This window comes from Clostridioides sp. ES-S-0123-01 (genome assembly GCF_020658415.1).
Taxonomy (GTDB): domain Bacteria; phylum Bacillota; class Clostridia; order Peptostreptococcales; family Peptostreptococcaceae; genus Clostridioides.
Genome location: NZ_JACVWD010000004.1, coordinates 529,944 through 551,709 on the forward strand (window position 1 = coordinate 529,944; position 21,766 = coordinate 551,709).

The following is a 21,766-nucleotide window of genomic DNA, read 5'->3' on the forward strand; positions in this document are numbered from 1 at the left end:
TGACAAAGTAATATTTTGTATGGCAATATAAAGAGTAGATAAAGTATTAGGAGGAACATTGAGTGTTAAAAAAGTGGTTTGGTATTATGAAAAAGAGACAAAAAGTTGAGGCAGCAAAAGAAGAAGGTGAAATAATATTAAAAAATGAAAAAATTTTGTATGAAGAAAATTTAATTGATAAAGAAAAAAAGGTATTATGCTGTAAAGAGGAAGTTGTAAGTGAAGAAAATGAGTCTTTAAACCAAGAAGAATATTTGTCTAATAAAGAAGATAAAGTGTTACGCAAAGAAGAAGTGGTATGTGATAAAAAAAATAAAGTCTTATCTGAAGAAGAATTAATAATCAACAATGATAAAGAAGAATTAATAGTTAATAATGATGATACAACTTTAAATAAAGTAGAAATAATAATTGATGATATAGAAATAATAGAAAAAAGTATAAATAGCGAAGAAATACTAATTAATAAAAATACTATAGAATTAGATAAAAATGAAGTATTTATTACTGATGAATCTATCAACTTAAATAAAGAAGAAATACCGCTTGAAAGTAAAAAAACAGATTCTAAAAAATTTGAAGAAATTGAGCGAAGTGAAAATAATATTTTAGTAACAAACACTACTGAAGTTGAAGAAAAACAAGTAATTGGTATAAATGAATATTTAACAGAAGAAGATTTAAATTACATAAAAGAAATAAAAATAAAACGAGGAAGAAGTATAAAAGCAATAAACTTATATACTAAAGAAGAGAAGACTTTTGATACTCATATTCAATGTAGTAAAAATCTTAAGGTACCACTTGGCTACATAAGAGAAAATTTAAAATATGGATATATGGATTACTTTGGAGAAGCTATAAATTATTTAAGTAAAGTGTTAAATGTAGAAGAATACTGTAAAAATGAGTGGAGCTATCTAGAAAATAGTAAATCTCCATCTGAGATATTTAATATTCTTAATGACAAAATATTTAGTACAAGACTTTCTGATAAAAGGAGAAATGAAATTTTAACTAATGATAAGATTGAAACAATAAAAATGAATTATAAGTTTGAGTGTATTGATGAAGAATATGATGAATATTTTAAAAAATATAAGTCTATAATCAAAAGAGGTGGAAAGAAAAAGATTGAATTAGTAAATAAAAAAGGCGAAGTATTAGAGATATTTAAGTCTTTAGAAGAATGTTCTATTTATTTGCAAAAAGAAAAAAATGAAGTTATACAAATGTTAAAGTATGGAGATACAAAAATAGGAAGAAATTTCATAAGATATAGTTTAAGAAATATTTAATTTCATTTTAAATTCATGAGAGTTTCATTTATGATTCACACATTTAATATTATTTTAATGTAAAATAATAAAAGTGAAGTATTGTACAATTAAATTTAAGGAGGATATTAATGTCTGAAGAAAAAAATTCAAAAGATAATACATTGAATGAAATTAAAAATTCAGAAAATGTAAGTTCTAAACAAGATGATGTGTCAGGTGAAAAAAATACTGATAACAAAATCAAAAAAAGAGAAATAAAATTAAGTAGTAAAAAGCTTAAAGCAATTGTAGCAATTGTTGCAGTAGGGGCAATTTGCTTGGGTGGAGGCTATGTCTCTGGAAAAGAAGCTGGAAGAAAATTACCAGCCACTTCAAAGCGTTATAATAGTAATGAAGTAGTAGCTACTATTGGGGATAAAAAAATTACAGGGGAAATGTTAAGAAAAAGAATGGAGCCATTATTTTATTTAAATGCAAAAAATACTATGAGTGATGATGAAATACGTTCATATGAATCAAATATGATTGAGACTATGATTACATCAGATATATTATCTTCAGAAGCAGCAAAAGAAAAGATAAGCATAACTAATGACGAATTAAATTCTCAATATGATAATCTAATGTCTAGCATAGAATCTGCAATGGGAATGACAAAAGAAGAGTTTCTAAAGCAATTTGACCTGACTGAGAAATATATAAAAGACGATATGAAAAAAGAACTAATAGCATCAAAATACTTAAATGAAGCATCAAAAGTAACAGATAAAGATGCACAAAGTTATTATGACAAAAACAAGAGCAATTATTTACAAGTTAGAGCTTCACATATTTTAATAAAAACTGTTGATGATAAAGGTAAACAAGTCAGTGATAGTAAAAAAGCTGAACTTAAAAAACAAGCAGAAGAAATACTTAAAAAAGCTGAAGCTGGAGAAGATTTTGCTACTCTAGCTAAAAAGTATTCTGAAGATAGTAGTGCAGAATCAGGTGGAGATTTAGGATTTTTTGGAAAAGGTCAAATGGTAGAATCTTTTGAAAAAGCTGCATTTGCTTTGAAAAAAGGAGAAATATCTAGTAAGCTTGTAGAAAGTGATTATGGATACCATATAATTAAGAAAACAGATGAAAAATATCAACCATTTGAAGAAGTAAAATCAGATTTAGTAAGTACTTTAACATCAGAAAAGCAAAACTTACTTATAAATGATTTAAAGGAAAAATACAATGTAAAAATTACAGATAAATATCAAATGAAAGCAAAGCAATAGATTAAATCAATTTATTAAAAGAAGAAAATATTAATATATATATCTAAAAGCTGTTTTTGTTCTTAAATAGAGAACTTAAACAGCTTTTATTATTTTATCATAAAATTAATTCGCCTAAAAATGAAATTATAAAAAAATAACATGCATAAATTAACAATGAAAACGTATTTTGAATTTAAATTATTTCATTGAAAATCTATATAAAATATAAAAAAAATAAATAAAAAAATTTAAAAGCTAAAAAAATACTATTCAAATATATATACTAAAGTTATTCTTTAAAAATACTTAAAAAAGAATATTTTTCATAATTTTAAAAATAATAATAAAAAAATGAAAATATTAACAATAATCTATTGAGTAATATAAAAAAAGATGCTATTATAAGTATGTGTTAAAATGATTAAGCTAATCTTAGTACTGAATTTAACTATAAAAATAATAAGGGGGCGTTTTTTTATGTCAAATACTGAAAGCGTATCTAAAAAAGCTAGTCATCCGAAGAGTTTTTGGCTTGTTTGTATGACAATTTTATGGGAAAGATTTAGTTATTATGGATTAACAGCTTTGTTGGTATTATTTTTTACAGCGAGTGTAACTCAAGGTGGTCTAGGACTTTCTACTCAAGAAGCAACTTCAATGTTTGGTTTGTTTACAGGTCTTATATATCTTACACCATTAATTGGTGGCTGGTTGGCAGATAAAGTTTTAGGTCAACAAAAATGTATATCTATAGGTGCACTTTTAATAGCAATAGGTGACTTTGTTTTGTTTGCATCATCTACATCTATTAATATGGTTTGGGTAGGTCTATCAATAATCATTTTAGGAAATGGTTTTTTTAAATCAAGTTGTTCCAATATAGTTGGTGATATATATCCTAAAACCGAGGTATCAAGAAAAGACGCAGCATATAGTTTATTCTATATGGCAGTAAATGTAGGTGCATTCATAGCTCCAATCATATGTGGACTGCTTTCTGATAATGTATTTGCAGTAAGAGGAGTAAACGGAGATATAGTGTCTTATGGATATAAGATGGCATTCTTAGTTTGTGGTATAGGTATGATGCTTGGTATGATTATATTTACACTTTTTGCGCCAAAGCTACTAAAAGAAGTTGGAAAACATCCAGTTACTAAGGGAAATAAAGGTGAAAAAATTGAGTATGGACCACTTACTAAATTAGAGAAAAATAGAATCATAGCAATGGTTGTATTATTCTTATTTGTAGTTTTATTTTGGACAGCATACTATCAAACACAAAGTTCATTTATGATTTATGTAAGAGACAATGTAAATAGAACTCTATTTGGATTTGAAATGCCAGTGGCATGGCTTACATCGTTAAATGCTATATTATGTGTAGCTTTATGCCCTGTATTAGCTGCTTTGTGGGTTAAATTATCTAACACTAAAAGAGGCGACTTTTCTATTCCAGTTAAAATGGGGTTGGGAATGATAATAATGGGTCTTGGTTTTATAGTTATGGTATTGGCCACATTAGCCAATGGTTCAGATGGGACAATAAAGGCTAGCATACTTTTTATAGTAGTAACCTATATATTTACAACTGTAGGGGAGTTATTTTTGTCTCCTATAGGTCTTGCAATGTTTAATAAATTAGCTCCAGCTAAATACGCTACATTATCTATGGGTGCATGGTATCTGACAAGTTTTTTTGCTAGTTTGTTATCAGGAAAAATTGCTGGATTTACAGCTACATTAGGTTTTTTGCAAATCTTTGGAGGAATAGCAGGAGTCTTAATAATCTTTGGTTTAATATTACTTGGATTAAGAAATATATTGACAAAATTAATGGCAATGGATTTGTTAACAGAAACAAAATAATCCACACTTAATTAGTGAAAATAAAGGAAATTACATTTGAATATAAAATCAAACGTAATTTCCTCTTTAATTATGAAAAAAAGCTTTACATAGATAGATATTGTAATTAAAATTATAATTGTGATAATTAGAGTGTATAAGATTTATATAAATTATATAAAAGGAAAATTTATGTAATAAACTTTACATACTTATATATTTAGTTATTCAAACTATTATTTTGAGGAGGTCTTGTTGTGAATATAAAAGACAGAGTAAATGAATTAAGAAGACTTATGGAAGAAAAAAATATTGATGCTTATATGATTCCGTCTTCTGACAATCATCAAAGTGAATATGTAGGAGATTACTTCAAATCAAGAGAATTTATATCAGGATTCAATGGTTCAGCTGGAACAGTTATTGTGACTAAAGATGAAGCTGGATTATGGACAGATGGAAGATACTTTATACAAGCAGAATCTCAATTAGAAGGAAGTACAATAAAATTATTTAAAATGGGACAAGAAGGTTGCCCAACTACTGATGAATATTTATATACAAATATTCCAGAAGGTGGAACTTTAGGTTTTGATGGTAAAGTTATATGTGCTAAAGAAGGAGCTACATTAGCTGAAAAATTATCTAAAAAAGGTATAAAAGTAGAATACCAATATGATTTAATAGATAGCATATGGTCAGATAGACCAGCTTTATCAGATAGTAAAGCATTTTTATTAGATGTTAAATACTGTGGAGAAAGTTTTAGTTCAAAGTTAGCTAGATTGAGAGAAAAAATGAGTGAAAAAGGTACTTCTACTCATGTAATAACAACTCTTGATGACATAGCATGGTTATTTAATATAAGAGGTGGAGATGTTAAATACAATCCAGTTGTACTTTCTTATGCAGTGATAACTTTAAAAGAAGTTTATTTATTTGTTGATGAAAGTAAATTAAATGAAGAGATATTAAATGAATTGGCTAAAGAAAATGTAAAAATAAAACCATATAATGATGTATATGATTTTGTAAAACATATAGATAAAGATGAAAAAGTTTTAGTTGATGGAACTAAGATTAACTATGCAATTTACAATAATATACCTTGTGGAGTTGAAAAAGTTGATGAGTTTAATCCAGTAATGTTCTTTAAGGCCCAAAAAAATGAGGTAGAATTAGAGAACATAAGAAATTCACATGTTAAAGATGGTGTAGCTTTCACTAAATTTATGTACTGGTTAAAGAATAATGTAGGTAAGATAGAAATAACTGAAATAAGTGCTACTGAAAAATTAGAGGGACTAAGAAGAGAACAAGAAGGATTCTTTGAACCAAGTTTCAATACAATTGCTGCATATAAAGAGCATGCTGCTATGATGCACTATAGTGCAACTCCAGAATCAAACTATAAGTTGGAAGCTGAAGGTTTATTCTTAGTAGATTCAGGTGGACAATATTATGATGGAACTACTGATATAACTAGAACTACAGTATTAGGATCTATAAGTGATGAATTAAAATTACATTTCACTTCTGTAGCAAGAGGTATGATAAATCTTTCTAAGGTTAAATTCTTACATGGTTGTAGAGGATACAACCTAGATATATTATCTAGAAGTTGTATGTGGAATATGGGAATAGATTATCAATGTGGAACTGGACATGGTATAGGATTTGTATTAAATGTTCATGAAGCTCCAAATGGATTTAGATGGAGAGTAGTTCCTGAAAGATTTGATAGTGCAGTTCTTGAAGAAGGAATGGTAACTACTAATGAACCAGGTATATATATAGAAGGTTCTCATGGTATAAGAACAGAAAATGAAATAGTAGTTAGAAAAGCTGAAAAGAATTTTTATGGTCAATTTATGGAATTTGAAGTTGTTACATTAGCTCCTATTGATTTAGATGGTATAGTTCCAGAATTAATGAATCAAGATGAAAAAGATTATTTAAACTGGTATCATAAATTAGTTTATGATAAGATATCTCCTTTCCTAACTGGTGAAGAAAGAGAATGGTTAAAAGTTTATACTAGAGCTATATAGTTTTGTAATTGAATACTATAAATAAATCGAGGCATTTTAATGCCTCGATTTTTGATATATTATCTATTAAACTTAAACATAGTTTTTACTTTGATAATTCTACAAGTTTTTTATTCATTATAAGTAATATAATTCCAAATAGCAATAAAAATGAAGGGATTACTATAAATACTTGTAACATACCAAGGTGGTCTATAATAGCCTGTGTATAACCAGATAATTTATTTGCTGCAAATTTACCTAAGAACCAAACACCCATTAAGAATGAAATATATTTTTCTGGTGAAAGTTTATTTACCATACCATATCCAACTGGAGAAAAACAAATCTCTCCTATACTTTGGAATGTTAAAAATCCAATTACCCAAAATACACTTGCTTTCTGAATTGAATTAGGGTTAGTTCCTGTTTGTATAACTGCGACTATCATGAATAAAAATGCTATAGCTAATAGTATAAACCCTAGACTCATTTTTGAAGGTACACTTAAATCGCCTTTTTTAGTCTGAGATAATTTTACCCAGACTAGAGCAGATATAGGGCCAAGGATGACACATAGAAGACCATTATATGAATCTATCCATGAGGTTGGTATTTGAAAATTACCAACAGTCAGATTTATGTGTTCTTTTGTATACAAAGCTATAGACATAGAAGCTTGATTATATGCTATCCAAAAAAATACTGTAAAAAAAGCTAATATTAATATTACTATTATTCTTTTTTTCTCAACTGAAGTTAATGGTTTTGAAGCAAGTAATTTTTTATATTCTAATGATTTCTTTATAGTTTCTTTTTGACTACTAAATTCATTACTTGAAGATTTATAAAATCTTTTGTGACCAAATATAAAGAATAATAAGCCTATTAAAACAGTAATTGAAGCAAATAAAAATACATATCTGTAACCATACATATTTATAGAAGTACCATTTTTCATAGCGAACCATTCATTAGCGACCAAACCACAGATTAAAGGACCGAATAATGTTCCCAGATTAGTAGCCATATATGTAATAGAAAAAGCGCCATCCTTTCTTGGGTCATCATTAGTATATAAGTTTCCAACTAAGGTATGTAAGTTTCCCTTATAAAAACCTATTCCTAATCCAGACAAGAATATCATGATGTTTACATCCATTTTGCTATTTGCCAGATATCCTAAAAAGTAGCCAATTGAAACCATTATCATTCCAAGCATAATACAATTTTTCGGACCTAAAAATCTATCACTAACCCATCCACCAATAACTGGAGAAAAATAAGTCCATGCTAAAAAAGATGCAAGCATTGATGCAGATTCTGCTGGTGTTAATCCCAAACCACCTTTAGATACTTGCTCAGCTAGAAATAACAATAGCACTAATTTCATACCATAGTATGCAAGTCCTACAAATGTAAATATTGAACAACAAAAATATAAATCCTTAGGCTGTTTAAGCTTTTCTTGAGTTTTTAAAATTGACATATGTCGAGAACCTCCAGACCAATAATTTAACAAAATTTTTCCACACTATATGAGTATATGTTTTTTTTATAAAGACGTCAACTTATGGCATAAGAAAACAAAGTGTTAATAATCTATAAAAATAGTATTATTTTATAGATTCAGTAATATTTTTTTACAAGAATATATGTTATTATTATATTAAAATACAACATATTATGGAAAGGATATGCCAATTTAGTAGTTAGATTGATTGTTTGGCAGGTGGGATGAGCTATGATAAGAAAGAAATCTGAATTACAAGTAGAAGTAAAAGAAAATTTAACTGGTGGGGTTGGAAAAGTTAAGCTTGAAAATATATTACAAATTGATGAGCTTAAAGGAAAAGGAAGATTATTTAAAAGAATAACTTTACCAGTAGGAAGTTCAATTGGTGTACATGACCATACAACTGATTTTGAGGTATATTATATATTAAAGGGAAAAGGTAAAGTTTTTGATAATGGGGAATTTGTAGAAGTAAATGAGGGTGATGTAATATACACTGCTGATGGTGAAGAACATTCTATAGAGAATATAGGAGAAGAAGAACTTGAATTTGTAGCAGTAGTCTTATATGTGTAAAATATGGAGGAGGAGTCATGACAAGCAAGATAGAAGAAATTAAAGACAAGATAAATAGATTTTGCAACTCCAATCTAAATCAAGAATATAAAGATATAAGTTTTAAAATCTTGCAAGACATTTTAGATAATAATAAAGAGATAATTCATTCTTCTAGAGCTGATATATGGTCTTCAGCTATACTAAACATAGTTTTGGAGCAAAATCTCTTATATAATAAGAAGCATCCATTACATATAACCAAAAAGGAATTTTCAAAAAAAATAGGTGTTTCTTTAAACACTATAAACAATAAATCATCATTGATAAAAGACGTTTGTAATATTGATTTCTTAAATCAAGATACTATTGCTATCTCTAATATTGAGTTTTGGGTAAGAGAGAGTAACTCTAAATCCAAAGCCATAGATTTAGAGTTAGAAAAGAAAAAAATACTTTATAAAAGATATATTAAACTATCACAAGAAGCTAAAAATCATATTGAGTCAATTAGGTATATGGAAGAAGCTGTAAACATTGGAAAAAGCATGATTACTAAGGAAGATAGACAACTTGGATTTTGGAAAGGTGTATCTACTAGAGCTTATATGGTAGCACTTGAGTCTCTTGCTAGGAAGTTAGAGAGTATTGATAATTTAAAGGAAGCTAGAAAGGTATTAGAGTATTTAATAGAAATCAATCCTGATGATGAGCAAGGAATAAGGTATAAATTACTCAATGTATTAATTAGGTTAAATGATAGAATAGCAATAAATAATTTATTTGAAATGTATAAAGAAGAAAATTCTGCTACATGGATGTATAGCAAAGCTCTTTATTATTTTAAAAATAAAAATATGTTTTTAGCAAGTGATGCTATTAAAAGTGCTAAAAATAAAAATAAATATATTGGATTATATTTAATAGATTGGCGAAATGCCTTTGGTAGAGAGTTTGTTACAGCGGAAGAAAAGGGAGAAGCTGTCTATTACTATGATGAAAATATAGTACTTTGGAATGAAGTTAAAGGTTCTATGGATTGGTTACTGAAAAAAATGTTGGAATTTTCATAAAAAAAACTACTCCTTATTACTTATAAAAAAGTAAGGAGTAGTTTTTTTATTTATACATCTAATTTTAAATCTCCTGGTTTTATCATACCTTTTTTTCTCATAAATTCTGATATTATTAGAGTTACAATGGCAGGAAGTACAAAGTTAAGTAAAAGTATACCAATCCACATAGTTATTCCACCTTTTCCAGCACTTTGCATGGCAGTTACTGTTCCAAATTGTCCAACTAATCCACAAGTTCCCATACCAGAGCCAATAGGTATATTTTCCATTTTAAATATTGTTGTAGATAATGGGCCAAGTATTATTGAAGCTATTGTAGGTGGTATCCAAATTTTCCAGTTTTTTATTATATTGGGAACTTGGAGCATGGATGTACCAAGTCCTTGTGCAACTAGACCACCTACACCATTTTCTCTAAAACTCATAACAGCAAAACCTATCATTTGGCAACAACAACCAACAGTTGCTGCTCCACCAGCAAGACCTCCTAAACTAAGCATCATACAAATAGCTGCACTACTTATAGGTAATGTAAGAGCTATTCCAACCAGTGCAGAGACTAGAGCTCCCATTATGATGGGTTGCATAGTGGTTGCTTGCATTATTATGTTTCCAAATGAAGTCATAAATGCAGAAACTGCTGGTCCAATAAGTTCTGCCACAAGTACTCCTATTAGTATTGTTACAGCAGGTGTAACTAATATGTCTACCTTTGTTTCCTTTGAAACTAATTTTCCAATTTCTACTGCAAAAAGTGTAGCGACAAATGCACCCACAGGTCCTCCTAGTTCATTACCACAAGCTCCAACAAGTGCACAAGAAAATAGCACAAGTGGAGGCGCTTGAAGTCCATACGCAATAGCCACTGCTATAGCTGGGCCTGTAACTTGCTTAGCAAGTGGGCTTATAACTTCAGTAAAAAGAGATATGTTAAAGTTATCTCCTAATGTGTTAAAAATTGTTCCAATTAAAAGGGAAGAAAAAAGGCCTAGTGCCATATAACTTAATGCATCAATAAGATACCTTTGAACAGAAATTTCAATGTTTTTGCTCTTAGCAAACGATTTAAAATTTCTTTTTTTGCAATTGATTTCCAATTTAAAATCCTCCTCATATAATACAAATATAATTTCTTTTTAATTAATTATATAACTTTTCAGCTGACAAGACAAATGTTATTTCACTAAAATTAGACTACTGTAATAGTAAGAAATTAACACTAATTTTAGTTTTAAATTTTAAATTTATGGTTTATAATTAGTATAGGGATATTCTGAAATATAATACTTTTCCAGTTTATCCCAATATTTAACTTAGGTAGATTGCTTACAAAACAAATGATTATATATTAGGCTAAAGGAAGTGGATAGATGAGATTTGTAGAAAATAAGAAATACAGAAAAATTGCCATAATTATATCTATTCCTATATTGCTTGTTGCGCAGTACTACCTTTTTAAATTTGGAATACTTAGACCAATGGTAAAGGGAGTGGAAATCGAAATTGTAGATGGGGAATATGTTAAAGATTTAGATAAATATGTAGTAAAACTAAATGAAACAGTTACTTTGTCTACTGGCGAATATATCAAGGTTCCTTCATATGCTAAAGACCCAAATATTTGGTTTAATGTGTTGGATAATTCAGGGACTTTAAAAATAGATGGAAATAAGATGACAGCATTAAAGGTTGGGTATTCTTCTGTGGGTATTATGAAGAATTCAAGAGTGTTGAAAAAGGCTACTATAAAGGTAGTAGACCCAGAAGTAGAATCACTAGATATGGAGATTAATGGGGATTTAAAACATGTTGGTGATAGTGCTACTATAGAAAGTACAATAGAGGTTGATTATGACAAATTTAAAAAGTCATATAAACCTATTTATAAGAGTAGTAATGATGATGTGCTAAAAATTAAAGGAAATACAGTAAGTGCAGTTGGAGTTGGAAAAGCCACAATATATGCTAAGTGTGGAAATAAAGAAGTAGAGAGAACCTTTAGAATTCAAGCTAGAGTTGCCGAAATAAATATGAATGATGTAAAAATAGAAGTTGACCAAAATGAGAAATTAAAACCAGATATAATAACTTCTCCACCAGGTTTAGAACCACCAAAAATACACTATGAGTTGGCCGATTCAAAATTACCTGTGGAAAGAGCTATAAGTCTAAGCGGTGATGGAAGTGTAGTAGGTCTTAGAGAAGGTAAAGAAAGAGTAAGGATAACTTGTGGAGATAAGTCTAAAATAATAACTGTAACAGTAGTCAAAGAAACTATAACTAATGATTATATACAGAATTTAGTAGGTTCACATAAAATAGTAAATAACAAAGTTATTATTAAACTTGAATGGGATTATATGAAAGATGTTTTTGACTATGATATATATCTTAAAGACAAGTTGTCAGGAGAATCATTTAAGAAAATTAAATCTATAACTGTAAATGAAAGTGATTTAGGAAAATCACAAAAAGTATATGCTACTATAGAAATTGATGTAAAAGATAATCAGAGTATAGATTATGATATTTATGTTCTAGGTAAGAAAGACTCAGACACAACCAAGCCAAGTAATGTAATAAACATTACTAACATGAATGGTAATGGCAACTCAGATAATAATGATAACATACAAAACATGAAGGTTGAAAATATATCCGCTAATGTTGACAGAGATAACAATGTTATTAGAGTTAACTGGAGCAGTGTATCTCATAAAGAATGTACCTATAGTATATATATAAAAAATAATACTAATGGAGATGGTGAGTTTACTTTGTATCAAAGTGATATAAAAGGGAATGAACATACTATAAGTATCCCTGAAGGAGATTTAAATTTAGATATATATGTAGTGGCAAATTACAATGGACAAAATTCTAAAAATAGTGATGTTATAAATGTAAGATAAATTTATACAAAAATTTAGAAGTATTAGATTTATGATTTATTAATAAATCAAATCATTATAAGAAGAGGATAGTATGGGAGTAATCATACTATCCTTTCTATTTTATTGAAACATACTGGTGTTAAATTTTTAGTGTGAAAATTATTGTAAAAATGAAAACATAAAAGGCATATATATCATACCAGATTATCATAATCCAACAACGCATTCTATGTCTAACTTATCATGTAAGAAAATAGCAGAGATAGCAAAAAAGTATAATATCATAATTATTGAAGAAAGAAAAGATGAGATTATAAAAAGAAATGAAGCTACTAATAAGATTTTATCTGAGTATAATTTAATTAAATAAATAAAAATGCGGAGAAATTTATTATAATAAACCTCCGCTTTTATTATTTAATGAAATACTTTACTTTCTATTAAAATTTTAACTTTAATCATCTTGAAAATATAATCGTTTTATGGTAAAATAATTCTTAAAAATAGAAATAATTAATCATTTGTTAAAAAAAATGCATAATAAATTGTAATTTATTGACTATAGTGGGAAAATATTCACAAATGTATAAAATAACAGAAAAAATGCAAAAATAAAATCAATTTCATATGTTATAAAATCTATATGGCAAAATTAAATTTGCCTATCAGAATGATATAAACACATCAGAAAGGAGGATGCTATCAATAATGGAAATTAATTAATTTTGGTAGCTAAAAATTATGAATGAACAAACTAGAATATCCTTAGAGAGAGCTGCTGAACTAAAATCAAAAATTGATGATTATATTCAGGCTAGGAAAACAATTAACAGAGGTCTTGAAAAAGAAGAAGAGATAAATAAACGAAAACAAAACATATTAAGCATATTAAATGGAACAGAAGAAGACTGGAATAATTACAAATGGCAATTATCAAATAGAATCACAGATGTAGATACTTTATCAAAGATTATCAATCTAACTAAAAAAGAAAAAGAATATATAAAAGAAGTTGGTACTCAATTTAGATGGGCAATATCTCCATATTATTTGAGCTTGATAGACCCAGATGATATATGTGACCCTATAAAATTACTTTCTATACCGACACATATAGAATTGGAAGATGAACAAGATGATTTAGACCCAATGGGAGAAGAGTATACAAATCCAGCAGGATGTATAACTAGAAGATATCCAGATAGATTAATAATAAATGTAACAAATGAATGTGCTATGTATTGTAGACATTGCCAAAGAAGAAGAAATATTGGTCAACAAGATTCTCATAAGTCGAAAGCTGTTATACAAGAATCTATAGACTATATTAGAGAAAATGAAGAAATAAGAGATGTATTAGTAACTGGTGGAGATGCTCTTACATTAAAAGATGATTATTTGGAATGGATTCTTAGCCAACTTAAAGAAATACCACATGTTGATTATGTTAGATTAGGAACTAGAACTCTTGTTACCATGCCACAAAGAGTTACAGATGATTTTTGTAATATGCTAAAAAAATATCATCCTATATATATAAATACACATTTTAATCATCCGATGGAAATAACTAAAGAATCTAAAGAGGCTTGTGAAAAATTAGCAAATGCAGGTATACCATTAGGAAATCAAGCCGTGTTATTAAATGGTATAAATAATGATAAATTTGTAATGAGATGTTTAAATCAAGAATTACTTAAAATAAGAGTAAAACCATACTATATATTCCAAAGCAAACATGTAAAAGGAACAAAACATTTTAATACATCAGTAGATGATGGTCTTGAAATAATGGAATATCTAAGAGGATATACATCAGGAATGGCAATACCAACATATATAGTTAATGCTCCAAAAGGAGGCGGTAAGACTCCATTACTTCCACAATACCTTGTATCAAAAGGAACAGATTATGTTATGCTTAGAACATGGGAAGGCAAAGTTATAAAAATGGAAGATGAACCAGCTGTAGATATAAAGAAACTTATAAAAGAGCAAGCACAGGATTAATAAAATATTTAAATATATAAAAAGAAACAACTTTAAAATAAAAATAAAATGGATGCTAAATTTATATCAATTTGCATCCATTTTTATATTAGTTAATTATTTTATTTATTATTTTGTTGTTGATTAACCAATTCAAGGTATCCACTTGGATGGAAGTAATATATCTCAGAAGTATTTTCATTTACAAAATAACCAATGTCACCATCTGCATCTGGTAAAAATACATATCCATTAAGATTTTTAGCTTTTAATGCTTCAAAATCGCTAGCATTTCCTTGATATATGTAATCAACTTTATTGTTGTATTTTACTAAAAGTTCTTTGGCTTGCTCTTGAGTCAATTTAGTACTTTGACTTACAGGAACATTCTTTTGAGAATCAGCATAAGAAGATTCATTTACTGGTGCAGTTAATAATAAACAAGATAAAACTAATAAAGATATAAGTGCTTTTTTCATACTAAAACCCTCTTTCGTAATTAATTATATAAGATTCATTTCTTAATAATATTATATGTTTTCTATAATTAAATATTACCATTAAAGAGGATAATATTACAGTTACACAGCTGTAACCTTTGATTACAAAATCGTAATTAAATTGTATTTTTATTCCATTTGTATTTTATCATGTCTACGATTAACAAATTCACAAAAGTATATTTTTATTACACCCATAACAGGAGCAGATAGAATCATACCAGGTATACCAAAAAATCCTCCACCAACAGTAACTGCTAGTATTGTAAAGAATGGGCTAAGCCCTAGCTGTCCACCTACAATTTTTGGTTCTATAAATGCAACTTCTACTTGTTGAATTATTATTAAGTAAATTAAACAAGTTAATGCAGTTGTCGGATTGTAGAATAAGTTGATTACTACAACTGGTGCCATACCTATTACTGGGCCAAAATATGGAACCATATTCATAATACCCATTAATGTACCAAACAATAGGGCATATTCAGACTTTAAAAAGTATAGACCAATTCCAGAAAGTACTCCAACTACAAATGAATCTAAAATTTTGCCTGTAAAATATTTACCAATATTTAAATTTAAGCTTTGACACAATTCTATTATAAAGTCTCCATATTTTTTACCTAAAGAAATATAAACAATTTTCTTTGTAAATTCTAAGAATCTTTCTTTTTCTAATAATATATAGAAACAAATTATAAAACCTAAAACAAGTTGTACTATAAATTTTCCAACAGAGAAGGTAGTACTAAAGATTCCTCCAAGTGAACCAATAAGCAAGTTACTAAACTTGGGCATTACGCTCATAATTTTATCACCATATTCTTTTAATGTATTAGGGTCTACTGATTGTAAGCTTTTTCCTAAATCAAATAAAAATTGTTCTGTCTTGTCTATATACATAGGAACTTGAGTTACCAAATCAGCCAAACTATTTACTATGGATGGAACTGTAAATAGTATAAAAGATATTAATATAACTATTAATACACCATAAGTAAGAAGCAAAGAATATATCCTTTTAAAATTAAGTTTATTTTCTAAAAACTTTACTAATGGATTAAATACATATGCTAATACAAAGGCTATTATAAATGGAGTTAGTAGTGACATCAGTAAACTTATTACTCCAAAAAAATATTTGTAATTATCAATAACTTTAATCAAAATATATGAAATAACTACAGTAAGTATAATATTTAAATGAATTTTTTTATCTTGCAAAACAACACAACCTTTCTTATATTTATTAAGTTTATATTTACTTAAATTTAAAATCAAGTTAATATTTATAGCTTATTATACAATAAAAAGTAGTATTAATATAGTGTGATTAATATTAAATTTGACAAGTGTACAATATTTTGCAAGTTTTCTCTAAATAGTGTTTTTATCTTCTCAAATTTGCATATTGCAAATAGAAACAGTTATAATTTGTTTCTAATTCTCTGTACATTTCTATTTATATAGTGCCTTCCAATATATTTGTATAAAAGATTTTTACACCATCCTATTTTTTGGTTATATTGATTGAAAAAATCATCTGGAGTATCAAAGGTTCCCAAATCATCAATTATTCCCTCTTTTTGAATAAATGTATTATTTAGATTCCAAGATATTTGAGGATTTTGCAAATCTTTAGTGGCAATGCCCCATCCCCAAAATAAGCCTTGACAGTCATTGTATTTTTGCTGAATACTTGTAAGATAATTTTTATCTAAAATAAGACCTTCTAATTGATACCATTGTTTTTCATAGTATACTTCTATCCATGTGTGAATGATTTCTGTAGGAGTAATCTTGTAAAGAACTCCTAAGAGTTCTAATTGAACTCTTTTATCTAGAGTAAAACCATGAATCCTACATGGAATGCCAACGCCTCTTAAAAGTGACATAGCAAGTATCGTCTTTGTATTGCATTGTCCATATCCATCTTTTAGTATTTTACTTGCAGATATATTGTCACTTTCATTAAAACCAAACTTGATGTCATCTCTAACAAAATTATAAATTTGTTTGATTTTATTAAAATTATCTAATTGATTCCATTTTTTTTCGATAATAAGCTCTTGAACATTTTTTGAATTAAAGTCTAATAATGTACTTTCTGATAAATGTCTTTTCATAAAATATAAATCTCCTTTATTTAGTGTAATTATATTTTATATCTTAGAGTAATTTGAAACTTTCAAAAACTTGCTGTTTTTTAATATACCAGAAATATTCATACCAGTCATACATTTATTGGTATATGCTAGATGTGAAGCGCTGTCAAAACCTGACATCATAGCAGCATCGGTTATAGAGTATTTACCAGATAAAAGTAAAAAATATGCTTTTTGAATTTTATGTAGGAGAATATAACTTTTTAATGGCATTCCTGTTTGTTCTTTGAATATATGGGACACTCTACTTGGCGAAAGAAAGACCATATTAGAAATCTTTTTTATAGAATGGTCATGACAGTCACACTCATTAAGTCTTTGCATTATTTTATGAATTCTTTTATCAACTACTGTGTAATTGTCTTGAGTAACATTAAGATATTCGAACATAGAATTTGTAAAATTTAAATAACTTTTTTCATCATGATTTTTGAAAAAATTAATATATTCTTTTTGTGTATGTTTATTATTATGAATATCTATAATTCCATAACCTTTAATTTTGTCAATATATTTTGACTTAAAGCTTAATGCAAGTGATGATGTTGGCTCAATTAACATAGTAAAACATATTTTTTCTCCTGTTGAAAAACAATGTTCTATATTACTATCTACAATAATACATTTACCTTCTATATCATTGCCATCTATAGTTATATTTAAACTGTCTTCAATTCCTATAAACAATTGTAACATCCAATGTTTATGCTTATTTGATTGAATAGAATTTGTAAACGAAGAAATATGATTATTTGATATAATTAATAAAATTACCTCCAAACATTTTTCTTATTGAGGAAATACAGGTTAATTGTACAGTATTTTTCAGTAAGATTAGTGAAATTTTTATTTTATTATACTTTAGATTTTAATTTTGTTCAATTATTTTAAAATTAGATTATTTTTATAATGAATTGATTTTATTTTATATAATATTGGACCTACATTAAGATATTTTAAAATATAAATTACTTATTGTAAAACTTGCATATAAAAAATAAAAATTTTATAATTATATTACAGATTATATAAAATAAAACATCAAGTCATAAGTTGAAGAAAAGAGGATGTCATGAAGTTATTTCAGCAAAAAACACAAGTTCATAAATTTAAAAATTCAAAGGAATTTATAGAAGAATTCAAAATTTGTAAATCAGATTTTATATTAACAAGTAAAAGTGCATATGATACATATTTTAAAAGTCTTGGTTTGGATGCACATGTAGAATATAAAAGTAAGTATGGAACTGGTGAACCTAATGATATAATGATGGATAAATTATTGGATGATTTTTCAAAAACTAATTGTACAAGAATTATTGCTATTGGTGGGGGAGCAGTTATTGATATGGCAAAGTTGTTAGTACTGAAAGATGGAAAGAAATCAAGTGATTTATTTCAAAAAAAGGTTCCTTTAGAAAAAATAAGAGAATTAATAGCTGTTCCTACAACTTGTGGAGCAGGTTCAGAGGTGTCAAATATTTCAATTGCAGAAATAACAGAGATGAATACGAAGTTTGGATTAGCTGTAGATGAATTATTTCCAGATTATGCAGTTTTAATTCCAGAGTTATTATTAGAGCTTCCATATTCATTTTTTGCTACAAGTGCAATCGACGCTTTAATACATGCTATAGAATCTTTTGTATCTCCAAAGGCGAGTATTTATACAGAAATTTTTAGTACCAAAGCTATAGAGATGATTTTAAATGGATTTCAGCAAATTGAACTAAATGGAAAAGATTATAGATTTGATATTATAGAAGATTTTTTGATTGCAAGTGATTTAGCTGGAATTGCTTTTGGGAATGCTGGTACAGGAGCAGTACATGCACTTTCATACCCATTAAGTGGAGTTTATCATGTTACTCATGGTGAAGCTAATTATCAATTTTTTATAGAAGTATTTAAAGCATATAATAGATTATCACCAGATGGTAAATTAGCAAAAATAAATATGCTTTTGAGTGAAATAATGAATTGTAAAGTATCAGAGGTATATGAAAAAATGGAAGAACTACTTAATAAAATTATTACAAGAAAAAGTTTAAGAGAATATGGAATGAAAGAGTATGAGATAAATAGTTTTGCAGACAGTGTACTAGATAGTCAACAAAGGTTGCTAAATCAAAGTTATATTAAACTTAATAAAGAAGAAATAGTAAATATATACAGAACTTTATATTGATACCCCAAATCTAAAAGTTAATTGTTCTATATTTAGCTATAACTCAAATTTATGAAAAGCGGTGATTTAATTAAATCATCGCTTTTTATGACTGATATTTTTATAAGATAATATATCTTGTACTTATTAAAAAATATATATTTCATTTAATTATGACAAATAAAGATAAAATTTAAATATTTTAGAGGTAATTTTATTTAGATATAGAATTTTAGAGTAATGATATACAAATGTGTTATATTACCACCTTATATCAAAAATAGTAATATAATAGTCATATACATTTAGAAAATTTATTGTTGAAAAGGAGTAGAACCTATGATAAAAAAAGAAATGGGTAATTTTAAAGGAAGCAGTGATTATGTAGTATCACCAGAATTAATGGCATCAGTTAATGTTGCTATAGCACTTGAAAAACCACTTTTAATTAAAGGAGAACCTGGAACAGGAAAAACTATGCTTGCACAAGCAATTTCAAATCAACTGCAAAAAGATTTAGTAATTTGGAACATAAAATCAACTACAAAAGCACAGGATGGTCTTTATGTATATGATACTGTTCAAAGACTTTATGATAGCCAATTTGGAGGTGAAGGAGTAGATGATATTGGTAAGTACATAAAATATGGTAAATTAGGAGAAGCATTTAGTTCAGAACAACAAGTAATTCTTTTGATTGATGAAATAGACAAGGCAGACTTAGAGTTTCCAAACGACTTACTTTGGGAATTAGATAAAATGGAGTTTTATATAAATGAAACAAAAGAAACTGTAACAGCAAAACAAAGACCTATAGTGATTATAACTTCGAATGCAGAAAAAGAGCTTCCAGATGCTTTTTTAAGAAGATGTATATTTCATTATATAGAATTTCCTGATAGAGATATGATGGAGGAGATAGTAAAAGTACATTTTGATAAAGTTGAAGAACATTTATTGGAACAAGTAATGACTACTTTTTATTGGATTAGAAGTTTAAGAGAGATACAAAAGAAGCCTAGTACATCAGAGTTAATAGACTGGATACAAGCATTGACTTTGAGTGGAATTCCAATTGAAAAAATAGAAAAAGAAGTTCCTTTTGCAGGGATAATGCTTAAAAATAACGAGGATATTGAATCTATGCAAAAACGTTTGTAGTCAATAGGAGCTGAATAATTATGTTTATTAAATTTTTTTATTTATTGAGAGCAAGAGGCCTAGATATATCTTTAAATGAGTGGATGACTCTAATTGAAGCACTAGACAAAGGGCTTTGTTATTCAAATTTTTCGAATTTTTACTATCTTTGTAGGATGATTTTAATAAAAAGTGAAAGTAATTTTGATAAATTTGATGCAGTGTTTTTGGAGTACTTTAAAGGTATAGAACACAAAGAGGAAATTCCAGAAGAGATTATGAACTGGCTTAAAAATCCAAATGTAGATTTAGAAGAATTTGAAAGATTAGAGCAAAATCCCAACATAAACCTTGATGAATTGAGAGCTAAATTAGAGGAACGTATAAAAGAACAAGATTCTCCACATAATGGAGGGAATTACTGGATAGGAACAGGGGGTACTTCTGAATTAGGTCATTCAGGCAAAGGTCAAACTGGTATACGCATAGGCGGAACTTCCACCTATGGAAGAGCTGTTCTCGAAGTTGCAGGAGAAAGAAAGTATAGAGATTTTAGAGATGATGAAGTTTTAAATATGCGTCAATTTCAAGTTGCATTAAAAAGGCTTCGTCAATTTTCTACTAGAATAGATGCTCCAAAAACAGAACTTGATTTAGATAAAACCATTGAAGAGACTTGTAATAATGCAGGGTATTTAAAACTGTTTTTCGAAAAACCAAGAAAAAATACAGTGAAGCTTTTGTTGCTTATAGATTCAGGGGGTTCAATGAGAGGATATAGTACTTTATGTAATACATTATTTCAGTCTGTAAGTAAATCAAATCACTTTAAAGATGTAAAAGTATACTATTTTCATAACTGTTTTTATGATAGATTATTTACTACACCAGAATGTTGGTTAAGTAAGTCTATTGATACTGAATGGATATTACAAAACATAGATAAAAACTATAAAGTTATAATCGTGGGTGATGCGTCTATGGCACCTTCTGAGTTACTTCATATTGGTGGTAATTATCGAGGTCCATATAACGATACACCTGGAATAGAGTGGCTTAAAAGATTCAAAAGAAAGTATAGTAAAATTGTGTGGCTAAATCCGGAACTGAGAGATGGGTGGGATTCAATCAGTTATTGGTATCAGACTCAAAGGTTAATACAAAGTGAGTTTAATATGTATCCATTAACTGTAAAAGGATTGGAAAAATCATTGAAAAATTTAATGGTCGTGAAATAATATAAAAAATGATGGTACAAATTATATAAAAAATGTACCATCATTTTTTATATTATAAATTGTATAATTGAAATTTAAAAATTATGTAGTCTAATACATTTTAGACTTACAAAAA

18 protein-coding genes are annotated in these 21,766 nt (G+C 27.6%); 12 read left to right on the forward strand and 6 right to left on the reverse strand.

From position 1 onward, the window contains the following. The first annotated feature begins 62 nt into the window (after positions 1-62). From IC175_RS12270 to IC175_RS12285, 4 genes are all read left to right on the forward strand, one after another. Positions 63-1,298, forward strand: a complete 1,236-nt coding sequence (locus tag IC175_RS12270; protein ID WP_227835409.1) for a hypothetical protein — start codon at positions 63-65, stop codon at positions 1,296-1,298. Between the two features lie 110 nt (positions 1,299-1,408). Next, entirely contained in the window at positions 1,409-2,551 is a 1,143-nt protein-coding gene (locus IC175_RS12275) for a peptidylprolyl isomerase (protein ID WP_227482760.1), read from the forward strand. 459 nt (positions 2,552-3,010) lie between these two features. Continuing rightward, entirely contained in the window at positions 3,011-4,402 is a 1,392-nt protein-coding gene (locus tag IC175_RS12280; RefSeq protein ID WP_227437297.1) for a peptide MFS transporter, read from the forward strand. Positions 4,403-4,638: 236 nt separating this feature from the next. Then, a complete protein-coding gene (locus tag IC175_RS12285) occupies positions 4,639-6,432 on the forward strand; it encodes an aminopeptidase P family protein (RefSeq protein ID WP_227851577.1) in 1,794 nt (597 codons plus the stop codon). 85 nt (positions 6,433-6,517) lie between these two features. On the opposite strand, the gene IC175_RS12290 is transcribed toward IC175_RS12285, so the two are convergent. After that, positions 6,518-7,900, reverse strand: coding sequence for a peptide MFS transporter (locus tag IC175_RS12290; RefSeq protein WP_227437294.1), 1,383 nt, complete (start codon positions 7,898-7,900; stop codon positions 6,518-6,520). Positions 7,901-8,155: 255 nt separating this feature from the next. Between IC175_RS12290 and IC175_RS12295 the strand changes: the two genes are divergently transcribed. Both IC175_RS12295 and IC175_RS12300 read left to right on the forward strand, forming a co-directional pair. Beyond that, on the forward strand, positions 8,156-8,503 hold the full coding sequence (locus tag IC175_RS12295; RefSeq protein WP_227437292.1) for a cupin domain-containing protein: 348 nt from the start codon (positions 8,156-8,158) through the stop codon (positions 8,501-8,503). A 17-nt stretch (positions 8,504-8,520) separates the two neighbouring features. Further along, positions 8,521-9,555 carry a DUF6398 domain-containing protein gene (locus IC175_RS12300; RefSeq protein ID WP_227835411.1) on the forward strand — a complete coding sequence of 345 codons (1,035 nt, stop codon included), beginning with the start codon at positions 8,521-8,523 and terminating at the stop codon, positions 9,553-9,555. A 50-nt stretch (positions 9,556-9,605) separates the two neighbouring features. Here IC175_RS12300 and IC175_RS12305 read toward each other — a convergent pair whose 3' ends face one another. After that, the gene (locus IC175_RS12305; protein ID WP_227437288.1) at positions 9,606-10,655 is read right to left on the reverse strand and encodes a PTS transporter subunit IIC; all 1,050 of its coding nucleotides are present in this window, start codon (positions 10,653-10,655) and stop codon (positions 9,606-9,608) included. A 273-nt stretch (positions 10,656-10,928) separates the two neighbouring features. Between IC175_RS12305 and IC175_RS12310 the strand changes: the two genes are divergently transcribed. The 3 genes from IC175_RS12310 (at position 10,929) to eam (ending at position 14,462) form a co-directional block, all read left to right on the forward strand. Then, positions 10,929-12,470, forward strand: a complete 1,542-nt coding sequence (locus IC175_RS12310; RefSeq protein ID WP_227437287.1) for a hypothetical protein — start codon at positions 10,929-10,931, stop codon at positions 12,468-12,470. A 211-nt stretch (positions 12,471-12,681) separates the two neighbouring features. Beyond that, positions 12,682-12,822, forward strand: coding sequence for a hypothetical protein (locus IC175_RS12315; protein ID WP_227482756.1), 141 nt, complete (start codon positions 12,682-12,684; stop codon positions 12,820-12,822). A 371-nt stretch (positions 12,823-13,193) separates the two neighbouring features. After that, positions 13,194-14,462 (forward strand): glutamate 2,3-aminomutase, encoded by a 1,269-nt coding sequence (eam, locus tag IC175_RS12320; protein WP_227437286.1) that lies wholly within the window; start codon positions 13,194-13,196, stop codon positions 14,460-14,462. Between the two features lie 101 nt (positions 14,463-14,563). On the opposite strand, the gene IC175_RS12325 is transcribed toward eam, so the two are convergent. From IC175_RS12325 to IC175_RS12340, 4 genes are all read right to left on the reverse strand, one after another. Then, on the reverse strand, positions 14,564-14,920 hold the full coding sequence (locus tag IC175_RS12325) for a hypothetical protein (protein WP_227437284.1): 357 nt from the start codon (positions 14,918-14,920) through the stop codon (positions 14,564-14,566). Positions 14,921-15,070: 150 nt separating this feature from the next. Then, on the reverse strand, positions 15,071-16,165 hold the full coding sequence (locus IC175_RS12330; RefSeq protein ID WP_227437282.1) for an AI-2E family transporter: 1,095 nt from the start codon (positions 16,163-16,165) through the stop codon (positions 15,071-15,073). Positions 16,166-16,368: 203 nt separating this feature from the next. After that, entirely contained in the window at positions 16,369-17,067 is a 699-nt protein-coding gene (locus tag IC175_RS12335) for a transglutaminase-like domain-containing protein (RefSeq protein WP_227437280.1), read from the reverse strand. A 36-nt stretch (positions 17,068-17,103) separates the two neighbouring features. Then, the gene (locus IC175_RS12340) at positions 17,104-17,793 is read right to left on the reverse strand and encodes a helix-turn-helix domain-containing protein (protein WP_227437278.1); all 690 of its coding nucleotides are present in this window, start codon (positions 17,791-17,793) and stop codon (positions 17,104-17,106) included. A 385-nt stretch (positions 17,794-18,178) separates the two neighbouring features. Here IC175_RS12340 and IC175_RS12345 point away from each other — a divergent pair, with 385 nt between their 5' ends. From IC175_RS12345 to IC175_RS12355, 3 genes are all read left to right on the forward strand, one after another. Then, positions 18,179-19,294, forward strand: coding sequence for a 4-hydroxybutyrate dehydrogenase (locus IC175_RS12345; protein ID WP_227437276.1), 1,116 nt, complete (start codon positions 18,179-18,181; stop codon positions 19,292-19,294). A 318-nt stretch (positions 19,295-19,612) separates the two neighbouring features. After that, the gene (locus IC175_RS12350) at positions 19,613-20,434 is read left to right on the forward strand and encodes an AAA family ATPase (protein WP_227851578.1); all 822 of its coding nucleotides are present in this window, start codon (positions 19,613-19,615) and stop codon (positions 20,432-20,434) included. 20 nt (positions 20,435-20,454) lie between these two features. Further along, complete coding sequence (locus IC175_RS12355) at positions 20,455-21,651, forward strand: VWA domain-containing protein (RefSeq protein WP_227851579.1); 1,197 nt, start codon at positions 20,455-20,457, stop codon at positions 21,649-21,651. Positions 21,652-21,766: the final 115 nt, after the last annotated feature.